This is a genomic window from Microcoleus sp. S36b_A4, assembly GCF_036700645.1.
Lineage (GTDB): Bacteria > Cyanobacteriota > Cyanobacteriia > Cyanobacteriales > Microcoleaceae > Microcoleus.
This window is the reverse complement of the sequence record NZ_JAUBPI010000024.1, coordinates 13631-36596: the sequence shown is the minus strand read 5'-3', so window position 1 is coordinate 36596 and position 22966 is coordinate 13631. Positions and strand designations below refer to the sequence as shown.

The window sequence follows — 22966 nt, the reverse complement described above, 5'->3', positions numbered from 1 at the left end:
GACCGCTCTATTAAAGGGTAAGAACAGTGGCAGCAATCCAACTGTGGTATCTTGGTAGCCTAAAAAACTGTCCAATCTTCCCCTAAAAACAAAGCTCTTTCAGCCTTCCGCCTCCGTGTCAATCCTTCTAATTCTTGACTCCCTGCCTTATTCCATCGCGGGAATTGATCACCCGCTCCCTGAAAGTCTCCTTGGTTTAAAAGCTTTAAAAGAGTTGAATCAAAAAGATTTTCCGGCCCCAGATTAAACGTAAAAGACACTAAAGCTGAGAATTGATTTTCATTGATAGAAACTTGCACAGCCTCAGACACATACGCTTCAAATTCCGCTAAATCTTTTCTCAGCAATTCTTCCGCCTGTGCTTCCGTAATTGTCATACCCTCATATACGCCTTGGGTATGTCCGTATCCAATTGTCCAAACGCCAACAGCATCAAGATAGGCTTCTAACTCCATTCCCTCAAAGGATTTAATCAAATTCACCCCGTCTTGATTGATTGTCATCCCTCCCCGCACTCCTATTTCCATAACTTGAGGAGGAATTTTATCGGGAGGTGCAATGGTAAATGTTTTCGCTAATGTGAATCGCAAAGCTTTTGAGAGCAATTTCACTTGCCCTTCCGTGGCGATCGCCTTTACCGCCACCTCGCCTTCCATTTCATAAAGACTCCCATCAGGGAAGATTTCGAGCACCCGTTCCATCGTAATTTCTCCTTACTTTTTGGATTTTCTGTTTCAATTCAACCGTGAAGCATAAGCTCTATAATTAATTCACTGGCTGTTGTGCAACACTGTTTGCTGTTGGCGATTCTTTGCCGTTAAATGTATCTGTCTCTTCAGGCAGATTTTCTTTCCAAATTTCGCAGACCGTTTCCGATGTGGTTTCGGCAACTGTAGAAGTTGCTGAAACCAGTGTTTTGATAATCAATACCGCAACAATCATTGCGATCGAAAAAGGTAAATTGAGTTGAGTTGCTAAAGCCGGGGCTAAAAATGCCGCTGCTTTCTCAGAGTTTTCTTTGTAGCTTGCCTGAATTTTAGCTATCAGTTCTGGATCTAACAGTTCGCCGCACATCAACTCATAGGATTTGATATTGAATTTCTTGAAGAATTGGTCGCCAAAATTCAAAGCAAGACTATCTGAACTAAAACCTCTGGGAGTTGCGTTTAGAGCCTCTTCAAGACTCTCAATAGAAGCAGAACGTGCGGTTGTATCTTGCCCTATTTCTTGAATCCGAATCCCAAGCTGTGCCTTAAGAGTATCTTCATCAAGGTCTAACAATTTTTGCGCTACTTTATCAATTTGCGTCATAACTTTAGGGAAGTTGTTGTGACAGACTACAAGGTGAAAGAGAGGGCGGGTTGAGAAGAGCGATCGTGGTGATGCTATCAATCTAGGAGACCCGACCCTACAAATATCAATGCTTACTTAGGGAACGGGAAAATGACACCAACTCTCGCCATCCACATCCCAAACAGCTCGAAGGTCGGAATAAGTGTAGCGAACATCTCCACCGCTAGCGTTATTGTCATATCCACCCTGATAACCTAGCCATTTGCCATAGGGATCGTTGCAGATCCAAACCCCCTCTGCATCGTCATAACCTTTGATGACAATGATATGACCGGAATTCGTGAAATAACCGTGAACGATGACTGGGTTTTCTTTCGCCAAATGCTGTTTGATTTCCTGCTCTGAAGTCACGTTCTTAAAGTAAGAATTTTGAAGCTTGCCGTCACCATATTTTTGACCAGATTCTCGGAGCAGTCGCATCAAGAATTGTGGCTGATGGCGGCTACAATTAGCACCGCTAAACCCATATTCGGCATCCCAATCTAAAGTTCTTTGGTAAAGTATGTCTTCAAGCTGTACGTCGTTGTTAATATCTTCTTTCGTGCGATAATCTACCCCGTAAAACTTGAGCACCATTGCTAGGGAAGTTACATTGCAAGCCCCATAAGGATTTTCTAAATTATTAAGTTGAGAATGGTAAGTGACTTTTAAATTGACTTTGGGAGGCAATACTGGCGGGTATTGTTGAGCTACTGACTCGCCTCGCGAAACAGCAGTTAAGGAGATTTCAACATCATCGCCAAAACAGTAATATTGTTTTGGGGCTGTTTCTACTGAGGAACTGTCGAATTCAGCGAGATAAACCCGAATATACTTACCTTGCAAATTAGGGGTGTACGCACTGATAAAAATTTCGTCTCCGGCTTTGTAATTGAGGATTTGATCGGGAGATAATAGTGATGTGTCGAGTGGGCGAGCTTTCAGCAGCGAATTGTCTTTAAAACGCAATGTATATTCTAGGGTATTCATTCTTTACCTCGTGGACTGGTAATGATGTTAGGTTCAATCGTAAGAGAATAATCCCCAAAAAATTCCTAGCTTTTAGTTGAGTTTTAAATTAGCCAAAAGGCCAGCTCCCAACTGGCCAAAAGTACGGGACATAACCTGTACTTTTGGCTAGGTGTCGTGCCCAACAACAGGCGGGCAAGGCTTTTGGGAGGGCGCTCGATTGCGCGATTTTAGATTTTAGATTTTAGATTTTAGATTTTAGATTTTAGATTTTAGAATTGCTCCCACGGGCTGTAGCGATCGCACGTGATGAGTACGCTACGCTTTTTTCAAGGGTTCACGGCCTGTACCGGGGGGCTGTGACCAAATTGCTTTCGGTCAGCCTAAAAAATTAAATACAAATAAACCCGGTTGCTTTCGTCTACTCCAAAAAGCTGATTTAAAATGGTACAAAATATCAATTTTAATAAATTTTCACTATTTAGATAGATGTCGTATTTCTAGTTTTTTATCTACCATGATCGTATCGAGTTATTAATAGAATTGCCGTGATTTTTCCCAACCCTAGTCCATTTCCCGGCCCGCAGATTCCCAGTACCGAACCGGGGTTCCCGACTATACCCGCATCGCCACCAGTGCCGGGCCCCGTTCCCGAACCGATTCCCGGCATTGTACCCGAACCGGTACCTGCGCCAATTCCGCAGCCCATTCCCGAACCGGTGCCGGAAACTGTACCCTCTCCAATTCCTCAAACAGTGCCGGGGCCAATTCCTCAGACAATCCCTGAACCTGTTTAAATTATGTTTTGGTCGATCGCGAAATTTAAGATTGTTTGTAAGGTCGATCGCAAAAACCGGCTTTCTCCCAAGTCCCCAATCATTTTGTTGAATATCAGACTTGAAAAAACTCGGTTTTTGCGTAGATTATCGATTACTTGAAGTTGAGCGCAGTCTCTTTACAAAGGTCAACAGCACCCAAAGCAGTCCATTTGCCGTCATCGTATTCGGCCCTGACATCGAAAATACAGCCCGCATCCGAGCCGCCGTAGTCAGCTTGATCCCACTCAAAATCTGCCTTTTCCCGATCGGTAATGGGGGCCTCTAGCTCGTTTTCTCCCCAAGTATCCTTATCGGGAGGAGACATATAAACGGCTGTCATCGTCTTGCCGCTGTTGTTAATCACCGAAATTTTGACCACCTCAGCGAAAACGCTAGCTGCTGCCAGCCCTAACAGGGGCAGCGACAGCGCCGCAGCGATCGTTACTTTGCTTAACCACTTGTTAACCATTGAGCCATCTACCTCAAGTTAGATATTTATTCAAGCTTAGCTGTAGAAGTTAGAAGGGACAAGTCAGATATATTGCTATTGCTTATGATATTTTGAAACAGTGATATGTTTCTAAATAGCTATGCTTACTGCCGGAATTGTCGGACTGCCTAATGTTGGCAAATCTACTTTGTTTAATGCTCTGGTTGCTAATGCCAAGGCGACTGCTGCTAATTTTCCTTTCTGTACGATCGAGCCAAATACGGGTATCGTGGCAGTGCCAGACGAACGGTTGAAGGTGCTGAGCAATATTTCCAATTCCGCGCAAACTGTGCCGACGCGGATGGAGTTTGTGGATATTGCGGGTTTGGTGAAGGGGGCGAGTCAGGGGGAAGGACTGGGAAATCAGTTTTTATCTCACATTCGGGCCGTAGATGCGATCGTCCACGTTGTCCGCTGTTTTGAGAATGATGATATCATTCACGTTGCGGGTTCTGTCGATCCGATCCGAGATATTGACATTATCAATCTCGAATTAATTCTAGCAGATTTAGCTCAAATTGAACGCCGGCTCGATCGCACTCGCAAACAAGCCCGCAACAACAAGGAAGCCCAGGCTGAAGTGGATGTACTCGAAAAGTTGGTCGCGGTTTTGAATGCGGGGAAACCTGCGCGGCAGTACAGTTTCACAGATGAAGAATCTGAATTAGTTAAAGGTTTGGAATTACTGACCAATAAACCAATTATCTATGCTGCTAACGTGTCTGATGACGATTTAGCAACTGGAAATAGCTATGTCGAACAAGTGCGGGAAGTAGCAGCTAAAGAAAATGCTAAGGTTGTCATAGTTTCGGCGCAAGTTGAGTCAGAATTGGTGGAGTTGTCAGAGGAAGAACGAACGGATTTCCTAGAATCTCTGGGGGTAAAAGAAGGGGGTTTGAAATCTCTGATTCGAGCTACTTACGAATTATTGGGTTTGCGGACTTATTTTACTAGCGGCCCGAAGGAAACTCGCGCTTGGACGATTATCGCCGGAATGTTAGCACCGCAAGCTGCGGGGGTAATTCACTCGGATTTTGAACGGGGTTTCATCCGGGCCGAAACTGTAGCATATGAAGATTTGGTTGCTACGGGCGCGATGAATGCAGCTAAGGAAAAAGGCTTAGTTCGCAGTGAAGGGAAAGAGTATGTTGTACAAGAGGGGGATGTGCTGTTGTTCCGATTTAATGTTTAGCTTTTTTAAGGAGATTGGCACATGGATATCGTTTCGCTGGCAATTGCTTGGCTGGTAACTTCGGTGAGCTTTTTTATCATTTCCAAATTGCCCATCGGGGTGGATATTGACACTTTTGGAAAAGCGATGATTTCGGCTGCGGTTTTTGGATTGCTGAATGCTTTGGTGCGGCCACTTTTTGTGGTTTTGGGTTTTCCTTTGGTGTTGGTAACTTTTGGTTTGTGGATAATTGTTATCAACGCGATTATCTTTGGATTGGCGGCTTGGCTAGTGGATGGATTTCGCTTGCGCTGGGGAATTTGGAGTGCTTTGCTGGGGGCTATCGCCCTCGGTTTTATCAACTCTTTGCTCTATGAGCTGTTGCGGACTCTGCCTAGTGTAAGGTAGATCCGGGTAATGCGGGGGGCGGAAGGAAAGGGCGGGTTTATTCATCCTGTTAGTTATCGCAAATATTTCAGGTGAAACCCGCCTCTTCGGCAAATATTTTAGGTTTAATTCCCCCATATCAGGTATTTGTTTTTTGGTATTGGTTGAGTTATTTGCTTTCGCAGTAGTGGATAAATTGCTCTGGAACGAGGCGCAATTCGCCCGATCGAAAGCGCTCGATCGGTATCCAAAGTGCGTTAAATACCCACTCTCCGTCTGCAAAGGCTAGACTCTCCAATTCATAAAATTTGCCATCGACAAAATCGCACTGGTATAATTGTATTAATTCATGTCCGGCTTGGCCATTATAAACAAAGAAGTTTTCCAAACAAGTCAAATATTTGATGTTTGTCAACTCGGCTTGAATTTCTTCTTGAAACTCTCTTTGCAAAGCGTCGATGCTGTGTTCTCCGAATTCTATGCCACCACCCAAAGCGCGGTAAAATGTGTCTTGTTTGACGGGATCTTCGCATTCTGACACGAAAATGCGATCGCCCGATTGAATTAATCCTAAAACAATTACGCGAACTTTACCTTTTTGCATAATTAGTTATCAGTCATTAGTCATCAGTCATTAGTTATCAGTTAACTGGTTCCTAGGCTATGTCTAGGAATCAATGTCCAGAGGCTCTGCCTCGCTTTCGGAGCAGCAAAATAGGAGGCAGAGCCTCCGGATATGTGTGACCAGGCAGAGCGTAGTAACGAGTAGAATCCGCCCCTAATGAGTAATCACTAATCACTAATTATCAGCGGCAAAAGTCTCTCGACGGCGACTGGTGTCAACGGGCCAGTTTCTATTTTCCCCGCCAATAATGAGTTTTTCAATGGTTACGAATTCTTTGCTGAGTTGCTGGAAAACATTAATCAAGACATCGAGGCCAATTGCATCGCTAGTACCCAAATCAAACCAGCAGCGAGCCCAAGAACCTTGATACTCCATTTCTCCCATATTGTGCATCAAAGCCATCATGCTTTGGTCGGCTAGATTAACATCGTAATTCATCTGACTGATATCTAAGCCTTCATCTTGAACTTGCAAATTTTCTGCATTAAATCCTCCCAGTTTTCCCAAGAAAAACCAAGAGTCAAACACTTCTTCAACATACTGTTTTTCACCGTTTGAAGGCACGTTGCTGAACTTCAGCCAAATCCAGAGGTCAAAGGGGTTAAACTCGCGAAACTCTACTTGCATAGTTTTTTTGTGTTTTTATAGTGGTGGTAAGGCCGCCGGCCCCCAGACTCCATCTGCATCTCTAATTTTATCGCGCATCGGGTCGCAGGCGCGAGATTGGCTGTCGAGACGGTTACGGGTTCTGCACTGCTGAAAGAAAATTTCTGCTACTAAACTGCGTGGCAGTTGGTCGGGTTTTGCTAAGGCTGCGTCGAAGTTTTTTCTGGCTTCCTCAAGTAAGGTTTTGTTGCTGTCTTTTCCCTGGGATTGGGAAAACAATATTTGTGCTTTTAGATAGAGAACTTCGGGATTATTTGGCGTTTCAGCTAGCGATTTGTTGGCAAATTCTAAAGCGCGATCGTACTTTTTTAAGTCTCGATATCCTACTGCCATGCCGCGATAAGCTAAGTAGCGGGGAGAGGCTTTTTGTTCGAGTCTTTGAATTGCTTCGTTGGGATTGGAAAAGGGTAGGTTTGTGGCTAGCATTAAGTCCATGTAGCCTTTGATTAGGTTTAATTCTGGGTCGTTGGGCGCTATTTTGTCGGCGGCATCTAGGTATTGAAATACTACTCGCAATTTACTCAACGCTTGGGGCGCGCCTTTGGCTGTTCCTTCTTTGGCTATAATGTTCGCCCCTTCTAGAAAGTAACCTGCTGCTGTGTAAATATTGCCGCGCAATGGATTAGTTTTAGTCAATTTTTCGCCGACTTCGCGGGTTTTTTGTGCGTAGGAATTCATCGAGTTTAAGTCTTGCTCGATGTAGGATAGGGAGGCTGCCATTGCATAGGCTAGCGGCTCGTTTGGTTCGGTTGATAGTGCTTGTTTAATTTGAGTTTTTGCTTGTTTGTAGTTTCCTTGCTGAAACATTGTTTTGAAAGCGGTTTCGGTGTTGGACCCGATCGCCTGCGGGTTGCTGCTGCGAAAGGGATCGCCCGCTACTGCGGAGTTAATGCAGATACTGAGGGCGATCGCTGCTGCACTGGCGATCGCCCGCACTGTCTGTTTAGAACTTAACATTTGCTTGCCCAGCGATGCTAAAGGGGTTTTCGTCATCGTCAATTCTCTCAATGTAATATACTGTAAACTAGAAACAAGAGAGTAAAATTTTTAGACTTTCGGACCGCGACCAAAAAAAGAGTAAAATTTGCTTGATTTTTGATGGTTGTTGAGGTATATTTTAATAATGGAATTGTGACTTGTAATATATTGAAGCACAGATTCCCATTATCAAAATATACCATGAAAAAACAGAAAAATCAAATGCCAATCCTGAAAAATAAAGAAAAATTTTGTCAAGATTTATGTAAAATAATTCTCTGCGATCGACCCCAGCCAAAAACATCCTTAACTATCAATAGCACAACCCGAATTTCCCCGCTCCAACAATAAATATTTTTCTGATTGTTGAGTGTTTACTGTTGACTGTTAACAACTGCCAACTGCCAACTGCCAACTGCCAACTAAAAACTGCCGTTAATGCTTTATCTAAAAAACTTAGTATATCATCCTACCGCCTGTCCGAATCCTATTCTGAAAAATATTAACTTAGAACTTCCCTCGCAGCAAATGGGGCTGATTGTGGGCCGCAGCGGTTCAGGCAAAAGTACCCTATTAGAAATATTAGCAGGTTTAGCGGAAAAAACTAGCGGCGACATCCGCTGGCGGGAACAAGAATTAACACCGGAACACTTGCAACAATTAGGAGGGTTAGTATTCCAGTTTCCAGAAAGGCATTTTTGCGGAGGCACAATTTTAGAAGAATTGCGACTGGGGCATCCTGAATTGGGACAAGAACAAATCAACAAAGCAATGGCAGAAGTGGGACTCGGACATTTGCCGCTGCGCGCTTCCCCCCACGCTTTGAGTGGCGGGCAACAGCGCAGGGTAGCCCTGGCAGTGCAGCTAATTCGGCAGCCGCATTTGCTACTTTTGGACGAACCGACGGCGGGTTTGGATTGGTCGATGCGCCGGCAGTTGGTAAGCTTGTTGAGTAAGTTGAAAAGTCACTGGACTTTGTTGATTGTCACTCACGATGCTAGCGATTTGCTGAGCGTTGCTGACCGATTTTGGACTTTAGATCACGGGGATTTGCAGGAGGTCGATCGGGCTAAATTAGAAGCTAAGGAAACGAGTTTTGTGAGTCATTAGTCAGTAGTCAGTAGTCATTAGTCATTAGTTAGTGCGGGCGGGTCTATCGCATTATGAAGCATTTTTAAGTGCAGATAATTTGCAGAGCTTACAAAAGAGTGGGAATAAAAGATGAATCAGATTACAATGCCTGTGTTGCCCCAGATGAACGAGTTGTGGCAAAAAACGCTGAATTGGCAGCCGGATGAGTCGCAGCAACAAAAATTTCAGCGGCTTTATGAGTTAATTGTCGAGGGAAATCGCTCCTTGAATTTAACTCGAATTACTGAGCCGATGGAGTTTTGGGAAAAACATTTGTGGGATTCTCTGCGGGGAATTGGGAGACTGCTGCCAGCTAATAACAGTGCAGAAAAAAATAGCGAATTGCCCCTAGATTCGGTGCATAAAGTTATTGATATTGGCACTGGTGGGGGTTTTCCGGGGTTGCCGATCGCGATCGCCCTGCCGCATTTATCAGTTACTTTGCTCGATTCTACTCGCAAAAAAATTACTTTTTTGGAAACAGTTGTGCCGTCTTTAGGGATAGAAAATGCGGCGACTTTGTTGGGCAGAGCCGATGAAATTGCCCGACAGCCACAGCACAAACAAGCTTACGATTTAGCAGTTCTCCGAGCAGTGGGAGCCGCTCCTCTCTGCGCTAAATCCGCACTGCCTCTGCTGAAAAATGGCGGTTTAGCTGTACTTTACCGAGGGAATTGGACGGTGGAGGAAGAAACCGAGTTGCAAAGGGCGATCGAGCATTTGGGCGGCACCATTGAGTCAGTCGAAGCATTCACAACGCCGACGAGTCAGGGGGCACGGCACTGCGTTTACTTGCGGAAAGTTGTACAGCAGTTCGAGCGTCCCGTGCGCTAGTAGGGACACGGCACTGCCGTGTCCTGTATTTCATCGGCCGTGTCCTGTATTTCATCTAATTGAAAACTACCCGATCGCCTGTTCGTAGCGCTTGTTAATTTCCGCCCAATTAACCACATTCCACCAAGCTTTTAAGTAGTCGGCACGCAAATTTTGGTATTTGAGATAATAAGCGTGTTCCCAAACATCGTTACCCATAATTGGATAGTTGCCTTCCATGAAAGGAGTGTCTTGATTTGCCGTAGTTGTAATCTCAAGTTTGCCAGCTTTATTGCGGACTAGCCAAACCCAACCGCTGCCAAAACGCTTGGCGCCGGCATCGTTAAATTTTGTTTTAAAATCGTCAACACTGCCGAAATTTTGCTGAATTGCTGTTGCAAGTGCCCCTGTAGGTTCGCCGCCGCCGTTGGGACCCATGATTTCCCAAAACATACTGTGATTTAGGTGCCCGCCACCATTGTTACGCACGGTTGTGCGAATATCTTCCGGCACTTTGCTCAAATCTCGCAGCATATCTTCCGCAGAGATATTTTTGAGTTGCGGGTATTTACTGACAGCATCGTTGAGGTTTTTAACGTAAGCGGCGTGGTGTTTGTCGTGGTGAAATTGCATTGTCCGCGCATCGATGTGCGGTTCTAAAGCATTGTATTCGTAGGGCAGAGGTGGCAGTGTAAAAGGCCCGGGGGTTTGGGCTATTTTGGGACTTTCTGCAATTGGACTTGCTTGCGATACATTATTTCCTGACGCTTGGCAAGCACCTGCGGTAATAGCTCCGACGGTGGCTGTCACTAAATACAAGAAATCTCGGCGTTTGAGAGTCATAAAAAGTACCTAAGTGCATTATTAACTGTTTTATCTCAGATTAAAGCAAAATGGGAGTGAGTTGAGAAAAAAAGTGGTATCGCCCGAATGGATGAGACGGATGGGCGATGGTTGTGATAGTTTCTCAAGTATAGGCTAATTGTGTGCGCGTAACTAACTCACGTGCTCCGGTTCACTAATCCGGTTTCTGTCTCGAAACCGGGTTTTTTTTGATTATTCTTGGGACAAGCGCTGGATGGCTTCGCCCCCAAAAAGCCGATCGGCTGCTTGGAGAATACCGGGAATTTTAGCAGCGTGAGGACTGTGGGCTAGGCAGCGGCGCAAGTCTAATTCATTGAGGCGATCGGCTTTTTGGCCCGGGAACCAGTGACTGGCATTACCTAAGAGGTTGTAGCGCATCTTGCAATAGTCGATCGTATCGTAAGCCTGCGCCAAATTCCACAGCCACAGAATCACATAAATATTAATACCTCCGGGAGTATTTTCGATAGTTGGTAAACCGACGTGCCAAGTCTTAAACCAATCTTTTCCTAATTTATCAATGGCTGCTTTTTCTAACTTTTCTAACAATGGTGGCAAAATTTCATCGGCTCTATCTAACAATTCTACAGCTTTAAGATGCTCGTTAAAATCTTCAGGTTTGGCGGCCCCCAAACTTAAAGTATGTACTTGCGGATGCGACAAACAAAACAAATCATTAAACACCATTGGACTCAGCGGATAGCACAAATCTACCAATTTTTGCGGCGGGCTGTAAAGTTGACCTCCTTTGTCGGAAGGACTGATAATAAAAACGCCCATATCGTGACGTTTAGCAGCTTCTATAGCCGACCAATTACTTTGATTGATGTAGTACCAGTGCAAGTTAAGATAATCAAATTGATTGGTTTCAATTGTTTTGACAATCACATCCGTCGGGCCGTGAGTTGAGAAACCAATAAACCTAACTTTCCCTTCTGCTTGTAACTTTCTCGCCACATCCATGCAGCCGCCCGGACGGATAGACTCCTCTAGCAATTCCCACGTATTAATGCCGTGTAGCGACAGCAAATCGACGTATTCTAGTTGCAAATAAGCTAAGGATTTATCAAAGTCTTCGCGGAACTCTTGGGAGTTTGGTTTGGGGCTAACTTTCGTTTGCACTATCAACTTTTCGCGGGAAAACTTCGGGAAAATCCACCCCAATTGCATTTCGGAAGTGCCGTAACCGCGAGCAGTTTCTATGTGATTTATGCCGCATTCAATCGAGTAGCTAATCGTCGCTTCTAGATTTTGTTGATTGTCTGGGGGGATTTCATTGGCTGGCACGTCTTGCCATTTATACTGATATCTCATGCCACCGCAGGAAAAGACGGGCATGGATAATTCTGTGCGACCGAATCTGCGATATTGCATCATAAAAAGTTGACAGTTGACAGTTGACAGTTGACAGTTGACAGATGAATCGCCTGGTTTTTAGGATGGAGATTTATAAACCACCCTAAAAATATTCCTCCGCCATACAGGAGTTTAAACCCCTGAATTTTGACAATCAAAGTCAAGGTAAGCCCAAGTGCATTTAAATTGTATAGTCAAATTTAAGAAAAGTCTTGTGTGGAGTAGGGGTTGGGCCCGAAAGCCCGCCCTAAAAATACAATTTAGATGCCCAACAGCTTAACTCGCATATTGCAGCATTCTCCTGAACAGGCAAAGTGCCTGTTCCACCAAGAGTTTTTGACCGCCCGTGTGGCAGTTTTGACTATTTAGAAATCTCCCGGACTACGGGTTTTCCGTCTTGTATTTCGCCGACTAAAACCAAATCTGTACAGTCTACAAACAAACCATTTTCTAACACACCGGGAATGTTATTCAAGCTTTTTTCCATTTCTCCGGGGTTGGCAATGTCATCAAATTTGACATCAATTACCATATTACCTTGATCGGTAATTACCGGGCCTGCTTTTTTCACGCCCATGCGGAGTTCGGGTTTGCCGCCCAATTTTTCAATGGCGCGCATCACTGGTGTTAATGCCATCGGTATAACTTCGATGGGTACGCGAAAAGTCGAACCCAATTTATCTACAATTTTAGAACTGTCAACTACTACAATAAATTGAGTGGCGAGGTAATCGACTACTTTTTCGCGGGTGTGGGCTGCGCCGCCACCTTTAATTAAGTTGAGGTGGGGATCGACTTCATCAGCGCCGTCAATAGCCACATCAATTCTGTCAATTTCATCTAGTGTTGTCAGCGGTACTCCGTACTGTTTGGCTAACACTTCTGATTGAAAAGATGTCGGCACTCCTTTGATATCTTTGAGTTCACCTGATTTTATGCGATCGCCCAATGCTTGAATAGTATAAGCTGTAGTTGACCCGGTGCCGAGTCCGACAATCATACCAGATTTTACGCGATCGGCAGCAGCAAAGCCGACTTGCTGTTTCATCAATTTTACGGGATCTTGTTCTGTGGTCATGTTCGGTACTCCTTAATAGTTTTAAGATTATACCATTTATTATGGATTTATTTAACCGCATAGAGCGCATAGAACGCAGAGAGGAAGAAGAAGAAGAGAGGGAAATCGCAAATTATTTCAAGTGGGAACTTCTCTCTTTTTTCTCTGGTCCCTCTGCGTCCTCTGCGGTTAAATAAAAAAATCTAGTTCACAAATCGGTGGATAATTGCCACAATGAAAATCGGCTTTCTCGATACCTACACCTGGGATTACAATATTGAAACTCCTTACTGCAAACCTTTGGGCGGCACTCAGTCGGCTATTTGTTACTTAGCTGAGGCGTTGGCTGCACAGGGAAACGAGGTATTTTTGCTCAACAATACCTCCGAGTCGGGGATGTCGCACGGTGTTGATTGCAGGCGCAGGGTGGGAGACAAATCAAATTTATAATTGCTGCGATCGCTCGATTTTTTAGTTATAGTCAATACAGTCGGCAAAGCGCTGGAAGTTAAGCCGCTTTTGGGCGATCGCACTCAATTAATTTTGTGGATTCATAACGAACCGGGCTTTGTATTCCTCCAAGATTTTAAGAATGAGCGAGAAATCAATGCTTGCGATGCTTTTGTATTTGTCGGCGACTGGCAGCGTGAGCAATTTCATTGCCGTTTCCTGATTGACTCCAATCGCATTTGTGTTTTAATAAATGCGATCCTACCTGGTTTTGCTAATATTTTTGTTGATAATATTTTTATCCTCTCTCAAAAATCTCGACCGCCCATTCTAGCTTACACCAGCACTCCATTTCGCGGACTTGATATTTTGTTAAAAGTCTTTCCCGAAATTCGTCAAGCTGTCCCCGGAACCAGATTAAAAGTATCTTCAAGCATTAAAGTACACCAAATAGACGACAATGATAACAGCTTTTTTTCGGTCAACTTTACTACCAGTGTCAGGAAACAGAAGGCGTCGAGTAAGTCGGTTCCTTACCGCAACCCGAACTCGTCCGGCAACTGCGTTCAGTCGCGGTTTTAGCTTACCCAAATACCTATTTGGAAACCTCATCTATTGCCGTGATAGAGGCGATGGCCTGCGGTTGCCGGATTGTGACGAGTGAATTGGCAGCTTTGCCGGAAACAACTGCTGGATTTGCCCGTCTAGTTTCAATGTCAGGGGTGAAAAATTTTGCATCGATAACTAATTGGAAGCGGGCGGGCAACGCAGATTGGGAGGGATATACAAGGCGGTTTTTAGAGGCGATAGTCGGAGTTTTAAATGAGGCGAGCGGTGCGGGTGGCGCAACTGCTGAAAATCATCTGAGACAGCAGGTAGAATATATAAATCGAGGGTGTACTTGGTCTGTGCGATCCCGATAGTGGGTAGAATGGCTGAATAGTATTAGTGTAAAACCTGTAAGAGTGGCAGAGCAAATGATCGGGAATTCTTTAGTAGGTTTAGAGGCAGTGAGAGATTATTTTCAAAAGGGAAATTGGCTGAAAGAGCGAGGTGATCTCGGTGGCGCAATCGAGAACTATCAGAAAGCTTTAGAGTTTAATCCAGGAGATGCAGAAGTTCATAAAAAGTTGGCGGAAGTTTATGTTTTGCAAGGAGAATTTGAAAAGGCGATCGCATCTTGCAATCTCGCTCTTAAATTCCAACCTAATTTTGCTGCCGCTTACTTGACAATGGGCAATGCCTTGCACAGTCAAGGAAAGCTGGAGATGGCAATAGAAGCTTACTTGCAAGCTTTAGAAATTCAGCCAGAATTTGCTGAAGCCAGCGCGAATCTCGGTAGTATGTATTACAAGTTAGGGCAATTGGAACAGGCAGCCAATTATTACCAAAAAGCTCTGGTAATTAATCCTCAATTGTCTTCTGTCAATATGATGCTGGGCAGTGTTTGGCAGCAGCAAGGAAAGTTAGAGGCAGCCATTACTTGCTATCAAAAAGTGCTGCAACAGCAACCGGGAGATGCCAGCGCTGCTGAGAAATTATCGAGTTTAATCGCACAAAAAGAGCTGGTCGCTACTGACAGCAACTTTATCGAATTAGAAACAGAATCAGGGGAATCGCAACCAGTATCTGTCAACAAAGATGAAGGCTACGGCTTGCAGCCTTCGAGTATCAATTTGCCGGCAGCGCCCACCACTGAGACTTTAAATACTCCGTTTACAAACCCCGCCGAACTTTCCGAACAAGTTACCTCGATTAATGTTCCAGATAGCGGACAAGTTGCCAATTTTCAAGAAGTAGAACCGTACAATAAACTCGCCGAAGACTTTTTAGTTCAAGGTAAAATTAAAGAGGCGATCGCAGCTTGTCAGCAAGCGCTAAAAATTCGACCGGATTTCATCTACGCTTACGTCACTTTAGGCAATGCTTTGCAAGCAGGAGGCAAAACTGAAGCTGCAATTCGATCGTATTCTCAAGCCCTAGAATTGCAGCCAAATTTTGCGGAAGTGCGCGCCAATATCGGCAGTATGTATTTCAAAATGGGGCGTTTGGAAGAAGCGATCGCCCATTACCAGCAAGCCATCGCCCTGAGTCCCGATTTAGCGGGAGCTCACTGGAATTTAGGGAAAGTATATCACCAACACGGCAACATCGAAGCAGCGATCGCCTGTTTTAAAAGAACCTCCGAACTCAACCCGCAGCTAGTCGGTGCAGACTTCCACTTTAACTTAGGTAATCGACTTTTGGGCCAAGGAAAGCGCGACGAAGCCATCGAATGCTACGAAAAGGCGATCGCCATTAAACCGGATTGGGCAGAAGCTTACGGTAACATCGGCAGCGCGCGATCGCAACAAGGCAATCTCGACGCCGCCATCGCTTATTATCAGAAAGCTGTAGCTTTAAAGCCACATTTAGAAGTTTTGCACTTCAATATAGCCAATTCTTTTTTACAGCAAAACAAGTACGACGAAGCAATTACTAATTACCGAAATACTCTGAAAATTAAGCCCGACTGGCCGGAAGTTCACGCTAACCTCGGCAGTTGTTTTTCCATGCAGGGGCGGCTCGAAGAAGCTCTAGCCAGCTATCAGCAAGCTTTGGCATTAAAACCGAGTTGGGCAGAGGTTTACTGCCGGATGGGACACATTCAGAAACAAGATAAGCCTTTGGAGGCGATCGCCAATTTTGAAAAAGCGATCCAATGCAACCCCAAATTTAGCGAAGCCTACCAACAACTGTGCGACTTGCTAAGCCATTCCACCAACCTCGCTGGAGCCCGTAGCGTAGCCGACAAATACTGCGAAAACTGCGGCGAAAATGCCCCAGTCATGTCAGCTACAGCCTACGTCTTTTCCTACCTGCAATCAGGTGTCAGCAAACAGGCAATTCAGAAACTCGAGGAAATCGAGAAACTATGCTACGAAAAGGTCGAAACCTTTAGCGTGATCGAACTAAAACTACTCTACGAAATCTTCCTGTTTGCAGTTTCTCACCTGCGAGACAACCGCGAAAAGAATGCCAGTTTTTACAGACTCATTGCCAAAGAATACTACCAAAAAGCCGTTCCTAAACGCCAGGAAATTAACAGAAGCAACCTAGCAAATTACCAAACAAAAGAACAGCGTCCTTTAAAAATAGGCTTCCTTTCCAAACACTTCCGCCGCCACTCAGTAGGCTGGTGCAGCGAAGCTTTAATTCGCGAATTAAGCCACATCACCCCCCACGTTCACCTTTACGTCACCGGGAAACTCCACCGAGATGAGGTTACGCAGCGGTTTGAAGACATGGCGGGCAAGTTTTACTGGCCTAAAAAATATCCAAACGGCTTTGCTGACGGCGGCGAAATCTTCGCCGAAGTAGCGCAAGACAACTTGGATGTATTGATAGACTTAGACTCGATGACAGTACCCACAAATGTGGAAGTGCTGTATCAATATCCTGCGCGGATTTGCGTTTCTTGGCTGGGATTCGACGCACCTTACATTTCAGATAATCACTACTTTCTGTGCGACGAACACACTCACCCCCCTGGTGTTGAAAAAAATTACTTAGAAAAGTTAGTAAGACTGCCTGCAGGTTCGGTAGCAATTGGCGCACTGCAAAGCATTCCTGTGAATCGAGAGGCGATTAGAAATGCTCTCGGAATTGGCTTAGATCAAATGACTTATCTGTGCGTTGCCCCAGGGAGAAAAACCAATCCAGAAATGGTACGAGCTCAAGTTACAATTCTGAAGGAAGTACCAGATAGTGTGTTAATCCGCAAAGGTCAAGGCGACCCCGATGTTATTCACAGCACTTACCGCGAAGAATGCGAAATTCAGGGAGTAGATTTTGCTCGGATTAAGTTTATAGGGCAAACCAGAAGTGAAGAAGAACACCGGGCTATTTATTATGTAGCCGACGTGCTTTTAGATTCCTATCCTTACAACGGCGGGACTCACAATTTAGAGGCTTTGTGGGCGAATTTGCCAGTGGTAACTCGATCGGGAGACCAATATCTTTCGCGCATGGGTTACGCTTTTCTGAAAAGTGCAAATCTTGATGTTGGTGCAGCATGGAGTTGGGAGGAATACACGCAGTGGGGAGTTAAGTTTGGCCGCGATGCTGGTTTCAGAAATGCGGTGAAACAGCATTTAGTAAAATCTAAGCAGCCAGAACATCTCGCACCTTTGTGGAATCCTAAAAAGTTGGCTGAGGATATGTATAAGGTGTTTCAAAAACTTTTGTCAGTTGACGGTTGACTGTTGACGGTTAACTGTTGACTGTTGACTGTTGACTGTTATCAGTTGTCATTATAAGGAAAAATTTCCGCATCTCTCACGCTTCCCCTCTTTCTGTGAAGTCTTGTAACAATCTTCGTGGAAATGCGTAAAAATTCCGCGCTGAGTCTGATAGATAAATAGCTGATTCATAGTACCGCGATCGCACTAACTTTATGCCAGTTAGGGCGATCGTTTTTTTAGTAATACCAGTTTCAAACAAGAATGGAACTGTAGACAAGCCCCAAACCAGCAGCTTCATCAGTAATTCCCAAATCTCAAATCTCAAATCTCAAATCTCAAATAACCTGACTACTGATTAATAGCCACTCGATCGCGCCCGCCAGACTTAGCTCGATACAGTGCCTTATCCGCCGCTTCAATCAACATTTTCGGGGAATTTTGACTTGGCGAAACTGCCGCAACTCCCAAGCTGAGAGTCACAGAATCACTGACAACAGACTTGATGTGGGGAATGGCCAATGCTTTGACGCGGCTGCGGATTGCCTCCGCAACCGCCTGTGCAGCGACGACATCCGTATTTGGCAAAATTACCCCAAATTCCTCGCCGCCGTACCTAGCAGCCAAATAGAGGCGTTCTGGGGGTGCATTTGTGCAAGCATCTCCGATCGCCCGCGCCACTTGCTGCAAACAAGCATCCCCGGCTTGATGGCCGTAATTGTCGTTGTAAAGTTTAAAACAGTCAATGTCGCACAGAATCAAAGATAGCGGTTCCGAAGAGCTCGACTGCTCCCATTCTCGGTTGATCACCTCGTCAAAACGGCGGCGGTTAGCTAGTTGAGTCAGACTGTCCAAATTCGCCAACCCGTCCAACCGCTGGTTGGCCGCAGCTAGCTGCTGGTAAAGTAAAGATTGTTCGATCGCGATCGCCACTTGAGTACCCAACTGACTCAGCAAATCCACATCAAACTGCTGCCACTGGCGGGGGGCCGAACAGTGGTGGGCAATCAGCAAACCCCACAACTTCGGCACTTGACAAGAACCGTTACCTTCCCTAGGTTCTATGCCCTGCTGGACAATCGGCACCACCAAATTTGCCTTCACCTGACAAGTCTCCAAAAATTTAAGGTGACACTCGCTCAAATTAGAAGCATGAATATCCTCTATGGCGCGAATGCGGCCCTTTAAATACTGTCCGATGTAAGTATTGGCAAAACAGCAATCGTCAATTCCCATCCCCTTGAGTGGCATCCATCCTTCTGCAACCGACTCCACCACCACATCTCCGTTCCAGTCTGGTCGGAAGCGGAAAATCAGCACGCGATCGGTTACCAAAAACTCCCGCACTTCCGCTACTGTAGTGTTGAGAATATCTTGAAGATCCAGAGAAGAACGGATGCGTGATTGAATCTGTGCGATCAAGCGTTCCCGTTCTATTTGTTGCCGCAGCGCGACTTGGGCTTGCTTACTTTTAGTTATGTCCCGACCTTCCGGCAGCAACAATACTATTTTCCCAGTTTCATCCGCGACAGGTTTGAGAGAAAAATCAACAATTGCCGTCCGATTTACACCTTGAACTTCCACTTCATAGCGGACAAATTCACCTTGTGCCGATCGAGAAATCGCCTCTTGCAACTGTTCCTGAACTTCCTCAGAATCTCCCCACCAGGGCAATAGCCAAAACGGTTTATTGGCCACATCCCGTAGCTTAATTCCGGCAAAATCTAGAGAAGTTTGATTAGCTTCCAGCAGAGTACCGTCCGGTTTCAATAAGCTCACAAATTGGAAAGAAGAATCAAAAATTGCCCGAAACCGCCTTTGAGAATCTCCCAACATTGCCGTCACCTTTTCGCGAGAGGTAATATCGCGGAAGCGCCACACCCTGCCAATAATATTTTGTCCGACTCGAATCGGCTGCGTGTAGCGCTCAAAAGTGCGGCCGTCTTTAAATTCTAGAATATCGCAACCTTCCGACTCCGCATCGCTATAAAATTCTTTAACTCTCTGCAAAAAAGCTCTCGGATCTTTCACTTGCTTAGTGAGAAATGCCAGCCGCAGCGTTCTATCCATTGAATTTCTAACTTCTTCATAAATTCCCCACATTTGAACTAATTTTTCGTTATAGCTAATCATTTCTCCGGCCGTAGTAACGGCGAGAATGCCGTCGGCGGTTGCTTCTAAGGTAGCGTGCAGCAGAGAGCGCGATCGCTCTAATTCTGCTGCGGTCAATTTTCGTTCCGTGAGGTCTCGGACTGCTTTCACCTGTACTAAACGACCTTCCCAAAATACAAATTTGCTGCGAACGTCAGCAGGAAAAGCAGTTCCATCTCGCTTGAGAAAAATAGTTTCACAGACTGTATTGCTAGCTGCAGAAATCATTTGCGGCGCCTGTTTGTATGATTTAGGCGACAGTAGTTCCAGCAAGCTCATTCCCACCATTTCCGCCGGTTCGTAACCGAAAAGTTCGGCAAAATTGCTGCTGACGCTCAAAATTGTGTCGCGGTCAGCCACGGCAACTGCTTCAAAATAAGCTTCGCATTCGAGCAAGCGCGCTGCTGAGTGGCTGCTGCCATTTTCTGCGGCAGAATAGCTGTTGTTAATTAACTGTTGCAATTGCGTATTTGCCGAGTACAAAGCGGTCATGGCTTGCCTGTACATAGCAGTACGTTTTTCGACTTTTTGTGCGAGGCGATCGCGATATTCTCGCAGTTCTTTTTCGACTCTAATTAAATCAGTAATATCAACGGCAAACACGATTACACCAGCGACTTTACCTGTTTCATCCCGGTAAGGTATTTTATCTGTCCGCACCCAGCATTTTTGACCCGAAACTGTTGGTAGCAGTTCGACTTGCCCCTGTTTGGGAACGCCCGACTTGATTACTTCTAAATCTTCTAAATAATATTGCTCTGCTTCGTCTGGATAGATTTCATAAAAAGATTTACCTTCTAATTGAGCAGCAGGCAAACCTCTCGATGCAGCGGCGGCTTGATTAATTCGCAGCAGACGACTTTCGGTATCTTTGAGCCAAATCATCGCCGGCACGGAATCAAAAATAATTTGCTGTTCTTGTTGCTGCAGGCGTAGTTCGGCTTCTGCTTGTTTTCTTTTAATTATTTCTTTTTGCAGTTTGTGATTAGCTTTTTTGAGTTCAGCAGTGCGTCTTTCTACTCTTTCTTCTAGTTGATCGTAGTATTGGGTCAGCAAGTTTTGCTGCTGTTCGTGCCGCATTGCTTCTAATTTTAACTTTTCGCTAGCTGACAAACTTGAGGACACAAAATCTGCTAATATTTGGGTAAATTCGTGTTCTTCTTCCGTCCAATCACCGTCGGAACCCTGGCGTTCGGCGCTGACTATTCCCAACCTTTGACCTGCTAGCACAATCGGTACGTTTAACAGGGAAGTCGTGCTCTTATCGACGAAATAAAGACCGACAAGTTCTCGCGTTCTGGGGTCATTTTCTGCGGCCACAGTTGCGATCACACTTGCCGATTTTAAAGCTTGAAAATAAGCCGGACAGTCGGCTGCAGTGAGGATGATTTGTACGGAATGGAGTTTAGTATTTTGTTGGTAAAGGTCGATGCAGTGAAGCTGCGTTTTGTCTTCGCCATACAGCCAAATACTGGCTCGATCGCAGTTGACAATACTGACAGCGGTTTCTGTTACTTCGCGGATGAAGTCTTCTATATTATTGCGTTCTTTAAGTTGACTTTTGGCTAATTTTGCGATCGCCAAAGTTGGACTGCGCCAATTTCCTCTCTGGTTGGGCGGCATGGGTGACTGCGAAGCGGCCTTAATTTCTTCGCAAACTAACAGTACAGCCGGTCGTTGGAAATTGGCAATTGAACGACCATTAGTATTTTCCTCTATTTTCCAATCTAACGCCGGCATTGCGCGCGCGGTAGCTTTTACCCTAATAATCCTGCCATCTTTGCAAGTCAAGCAGCCTTCCCAACAGGCAACTTTTGGAGTTGACGTACCGTTTTCCGACTGGGCCAATCCGGCAAATTCTGCCTGCATTTTGCCTTGCTCTGGGCAGTAAAATATGTTAAAAATTGAATGACAAATTAATTCCTGCGATTTGTAGGCGAGGCGAGACGCACCGAATTGATTGAGCGAAAAAACTCTTCCCAAAGCATCTAGAACGAAGTAAATGCCCGGAAAATTCTCGTAGAGAGTTCCATACCAATCTTGTTCGACTTGTTGGCTGCACGAAAGTTTTGCTGTCGCGAAGTCGCCGTCGGTGTCGATCAAGTGAGAATAGTTGGTTTCGGGGCTGCTTGAATGACTTTTTTTAGCAAACACTTTTAGCTTAACTCGACTGTAATTAATTTTACTTTCTGGAATTTAACTTTTTTGTGAAACTAAATTAAACCTGTTGTTTGAAAAAAGTTACAACTTGTAACAAAAATACGACTTGTCCAGCACCCTGATTTTCGCTTCCCAATGCAACCACTGTGTTTGTTTGTAGCTGGTACACGGTCTGCAGACGATATTTCCCGATAGTTGCAATGCCAGCAGGTTTAGCTGCAATTACCCAGGCTGTACTTTTAGCATCCTAGACAATAAAAAAAATCGGCAATCAATAGTTTTAAGTATATATGATAACACTCAAATACCTAGTAGTGAGACTGACCTACTTCGGATTCGGTTGGGGATATTTGCCGAGGCTGCGGATGAACCGGGCGGCGGTGGCAATTATCGGGTCAGCTTTTGCGGTGGGTTTGGGGATACTCGACCTGAAAACTGCTTGGGAGGCGATCGACCCAAGTACGATGTTTTGTGTTGGGAATGACGATCGTGAATCTAATTAATTAGACTGTTTAATAAATATTTATAATACTTAAGTTAAGTAAATCTTATAATGCACAATCGACCACGAGCTTTAGTCCTATAGTTTATACTTAATCTTGTCCAGCAAACGCTAAGGAGGTAAGGAAGAGTGACTACCCAACCCGCTGCGAAACCCAGACTTAATTCTGCGTTCAAACAACTGATGTCCTTACACTGGGTGATGTCAGCTTGCTATTTAGTGTTGTTTATTACCGGTACGTCTATGGCTCGATTGCCGGGAGAATTGTTTATTCGAGGCCCCCTTTACGATTTTCACAAATCCGTAGGAGTGCTGACAATGGCTTTGCTGACTTGGCGGATTTTAACTCTGCTGCGCGTATGGTGGAAAAAATATACGAAACGCCTGCCAAAGTTTACTAAGGAATGGTACAAAAATTTTGCTCTGCACGCAACTTTGTACGTTTTTATGTGGCTAGTTCCGGTTGCGGGTTTCTTACTTTCTAACTCTTACAAAAGTAACAATGTGAAATTTTTCGGAATTCTTTTGCCGGATATGTTTCCGCAGAATTCCGCACTGGTTGAGGTAGGAAGGAGTTTGCATTTTTGGCTTGGGTACACGTTTTTAGCCTGCGTAATTTTGCATATTTTAGATCAGAAGAAAGTTGTGAGAGCTAATTGGCGTAGGTTGACAAATTTTGTTAGCACTAAGTTCCCAAAGTCTCAAAATGTGGGATAAATTTGCGATGGGGTACTATAGCCTTTCTCAGAAAGATGAGGTACTCATGGGCATAGGGCATAGGGCATAGGGCATAGGGCATAGGGCATAGGGCATACCGCACTTTTTT

Annotated in this window: 23 protein-coding genes; 11 read left to right on the top strand and 12 right to left on the bottom strand. The window is 44.9% G+C overall.

The annotated features are described in order from the left end of the window. Positions 1 to 59: 59 nt before the first annotated feature. The 3 genes from QUA03_RS10195 to QUA03_RS10185 form a co-directional block, all read right to left on the bottom strand. Positions 60 to 701, bottom strand: coding sequence for a lysozyme (locus tag QUA03_RS10195; protein WP_333211762.1), 642 nt, complete (start codon positions 699 to 701; stop codon positions 60 to 62). A gap of 64 nt (positions 702 to 765) precedes the next feature. Next, the gene (locus tag QUA03_RS10190) at positions 766 to 1311 is read right to left on the bottom strand and encodes a hypothetical protein (RefSeq protein WP_333211760.1); all 546 of its coding nucleotides are present in this window, start codon (positions 1309 to 1311) and stop codon (positions 766 to 768) included. A gap of 117 nt (positions 1312 to 1428) precedes the next feature. Continuing rightward, on the bottom strand, positions 1429 to 2322 hold the full coding sequence (locus tag QUA03_RS10185) for a C39 family peptidase (RefSeq protein WP_333211758.1): 894 nt from the start codon (positions 2320 to 2322) through the stop codon (positions 1429 to 1431). Positions 2323 to 2849: 527 nt separating this feature from the next. Between QUA03_RS10185 and QUA03_RS10180 the strand changes: the two genes are divergently transcribed. Further along, positions 2850 to 3098 carry a gamma-aminobutyric acid A receptor, epsilon-like protein gene (locus QUA03_RS10180; protein WP_333211756.1) on the top strand — a complete coding sequence of 83 codons (249 nt, stop codon included), beginning with the start codon at positions 2850 to 2852 and terminating at the stop codon, positions 3096 to 3098. Between the two features lie 133 nt (positions 3099 to 3231). Here QUA03_RS10180 and QUA03_RS10175 read toward each other — a convergent pair whose 3' ends face one another. Then, a complete protein-coding gene (locus QUA03_RS10175; RefSeq protein ID WP_333211754.1) occupies positions 3232 to 3588 on the bottom strand; it encodes a hypothetical protein in 357 nt (118 codons plus the stop codon). Positions 3589 to 3709: 121 nt separating this feature from the next. Here QUA03_RS10175 and ychF point away from each other — a divergent pair, with 121 nt between their 5' ends. Continuing rightward, positions 3710 to 4801 carry a redox-regulated ATPase YchF gene (gene ychF / locus QUA03_RS10170; protein WP_333211752.1) on the top strand — a complete coding sequence of 364 codons (1092 nt, stop codon included), beginning with the start codon at positions 3710 to 3712 and terminating at the stop codon, positions 4799 to 4801. Between the two features lie 21 nt (positions 4802 to 4822). Continuing rightward, the gene (locus QUA03_RS10165) at positions 4823 to 5188 is read left to right on the top strand and encodes a phage holin family protein (protein ID WP_333030414.1); all 366 of its coding nucleotides are present in this window, start codon (positions 4823 to 4825) and stop codon (positions 5186 to 5188) included. A gap of 148 nt (positions 5189 to 5336) precedes the next feature. Here QUA03_RS10165 and QUA03_RS10160 read toward each other — a convergent pair whose 3' ends face one another. From QUA03_RS10160 to QUA03_RS10150, 3 genes are all read right to left on the bottom strand, one after another. Beyond that, complete coding sequence (locus tag QUA03_RS10160; protein ID WP_333211750.1) at positions 5337 to 5771, bottom strand: NUDIX hydrolase; 435 nt, start codon at positions 5769 to 5771, stop codon at positions 5337 to 5339. Between the two features lie 195 nt (positions 5772 to 5966). Continuing rightward, on the bottom strand, positions 5967 to 6419 hold the full coding sequence (locus tag QUA03_RS10155; protein ID WP_333038358.1) for a DUF3531 family protein: 453 nt from the start codon (positions 6417 to 6419) through the stop codon (positions 5967 to 5969). Positions 6420 to 6434: 15 nt separating this feature from the next. Beyond that, a complete protein-coding gene (locus tag QUA03_RS10150; RefSeq protein ID WP_333211748.1) occupies positions 6435 to 7451 on the bottom strand; it encodes a Sll0314/Alr1548 family TPR repeat-containing protein in 1017 nt (338 codons plus the stop codon). Between the two features lie 423 nt (positions 7452 to 7874). Between QUA03_RS10150 and QUA03_RS10145 the strand changes: the two genes are divergently transcribed. Together QUA03_RS10145 and rsmG are read left to right on the top strand one after the other, a co-directional pair. Beyond that, a complete protein-coding gene (locus tag QUA03_RS10145) occupies positions 7875 to 8546 on the top strand; it encodes an energy-coupling factor ABC transporter ATP-binding protein (RefSeq protein WP_333145528.1) in 672 nt (223 codons plus the stop codon). A 111-nt stretch (positions 8547 to 8657) separates the two neighbouring features. Continuing rightward, on the top strand, positions 8658 to 9401 hold the full coding sequence (gene rsmG / locus QUA03_RS10140; protein ID WP_333211746.1) for a 16S rRNA (guanine(527)-N(7))-methyltransferase RsmG: 744 nt from the start codon (positions 8658 to 8660) through the stop codon (positions 9399 to 9401). Between the two features lie 66 nt (positions 9402 to 9467). Here rsmG and QUA03_RS10135 read toward each other — a convergent pair whose 3' ends face one another. From QUA03_RS10135 to rpiA, 3 genes are all read right to left on the bottom strand, one after another. After that, entirely contained in the window at positions 9468 to 10223 is a 756-nt protein-coding gene (locus QUA03_RS10135; RefSeq protein ID WP_333211744.1) for a Fe-Mn family superoxide dismutase, read from the bottom strand. Positions 10224 to 10436: 213 nt separating this feature from the next. Then, on the bottom strand, positions 10437 to 11621 hold the full coding sequence (locus QUA03_RS10130) for an aldo/keto reductase (protein WP_333211742.1): 1185 nt from the start codon (positions 11619 to 11621) through the stop codon (positions 10437 to 10439). Positions 11622 to 11961: 340 nt separating this feature from the next. Beyond that, positions 11962 to 12678 (bottom strand): ribose-5-phosphate isomerase RpiA, encoded by a 717-nt coding sequence (gene rpiA / locus QUA03_RS10125; protein ID WP_333153978.1) that lies wholly within the window; start codon positions 12676 to 12678, stop codon positions 11962 to 11964. Between the two features lie 213 nt (positions 12679 to 12891). Between rpiA and QUA03_RS10120 the strand changes: the two genes are divergently transcribed. The 4 genes from QUA03_RS10120 to QUA03_RS10105 are packed head-to-tail and all read left to right on the top strand — an operon-like array spanning position 12892 to position 17348. After that, positions 12892 to 13107: a hypothetical protein gene (locus tag QUA03_RS10120; RefSeq protein WP_333211740.1), complete on the top strand. Its 216-nt coding sequence runs from the start codon at positions 12892 to 12894 to the stop codon at positions 13105 to 13107. Then, on the top strand, positions 13108 to 13689 hold the full coding sequence (locus QUA03_RS10115) for a hypothetical protein (RefSeq protein WP_333211738.1): 582 nt from the start codon (positions 13108 to 13110) through the stop codon (positions 13687 to 13689). It begins immediately after the preceding gene. 17 nt (positions 13690 to 13706) lie between these two features. After that, on the top strand, positions 13707 to 14030 hold the full coding sequence (locus tag QUA03_RS10110; RefSeq protein ID WP_333211736.1) for a hypothetical protein: 324 nt from the start codon (positions 13707 to 13709) through the stop codon (positions 14028 to 14030). A gap of 42 nt (positions 14031 to 14072) precedes the next feature. After that, positions 14073 to 17348, top strand: a complete 3276-nt coding sequence (locus QUA03_RS10105) for a tetratricopeptide repeat protein (RefSeq protein ID WP_333211734.1) — start codon at positions 14073 to 14075, stop codon at positions 17346 to 17348. 76 nt (positions 17349 to 17424) lie between these two features. Here QUA03_RS10105 and QUA03_RS10100 read toward each other — a convergent pair whose 3' ends face one another. Further along, positions 17425 to 17655, bottom strand: a complete 231-nt coding sequence (locus QUA03_RS10100) for a hypothetical protein (RefSeq protein WP_333211732.1) — start codon at positions 17653 to 17655, stop codon at positions 17425 to 17427. A gap of 23 nt (positions 17656 to 17678) precedes the next feature. Continuing rightward, positions 17679 to 21632 carry a PAS domain S-box protein gene (locus QUA03_RS10095; RefSeq protein WP_333211730.1) on the bottom strand — a complete coding sequence of 1318 codons (3954 nt, stop codon included), beginning with the start codon at positions 21630 to 21632 and terminating at the stop codon, positions 17679 to 17681. Between the two features lie 296 nt (positions 21633 to 21928). On the opposite strand from QUA03_RS10095, the gene QUA03_RS10090 reads away from it, so the two are divergent. Continuing rightward, positions 21929 to 22141: a hypothetical protein gene (locus tag QUA03_RS10090; RefSeq protein WP_333211729.1), complete on the top strand. Its 213-nt coding sequence runs from the start codon at positions 21929 to 21931 to the stop codon at positions 22139 to 22141. 128 nt (positions 22142 to 22269) lie between these two features. Continuing rightward, positions 22270 to 22857, top strand: coding sequence for a cytochrome b (locus QUA03_RS10085; protein ID WP_333211727.1), 588 nt, complete (start codon positions 22270 to 22272; stop codon positions 22855 to 22857). Positions 22858 to 22966: the final 109 nt, after the last annotated feature.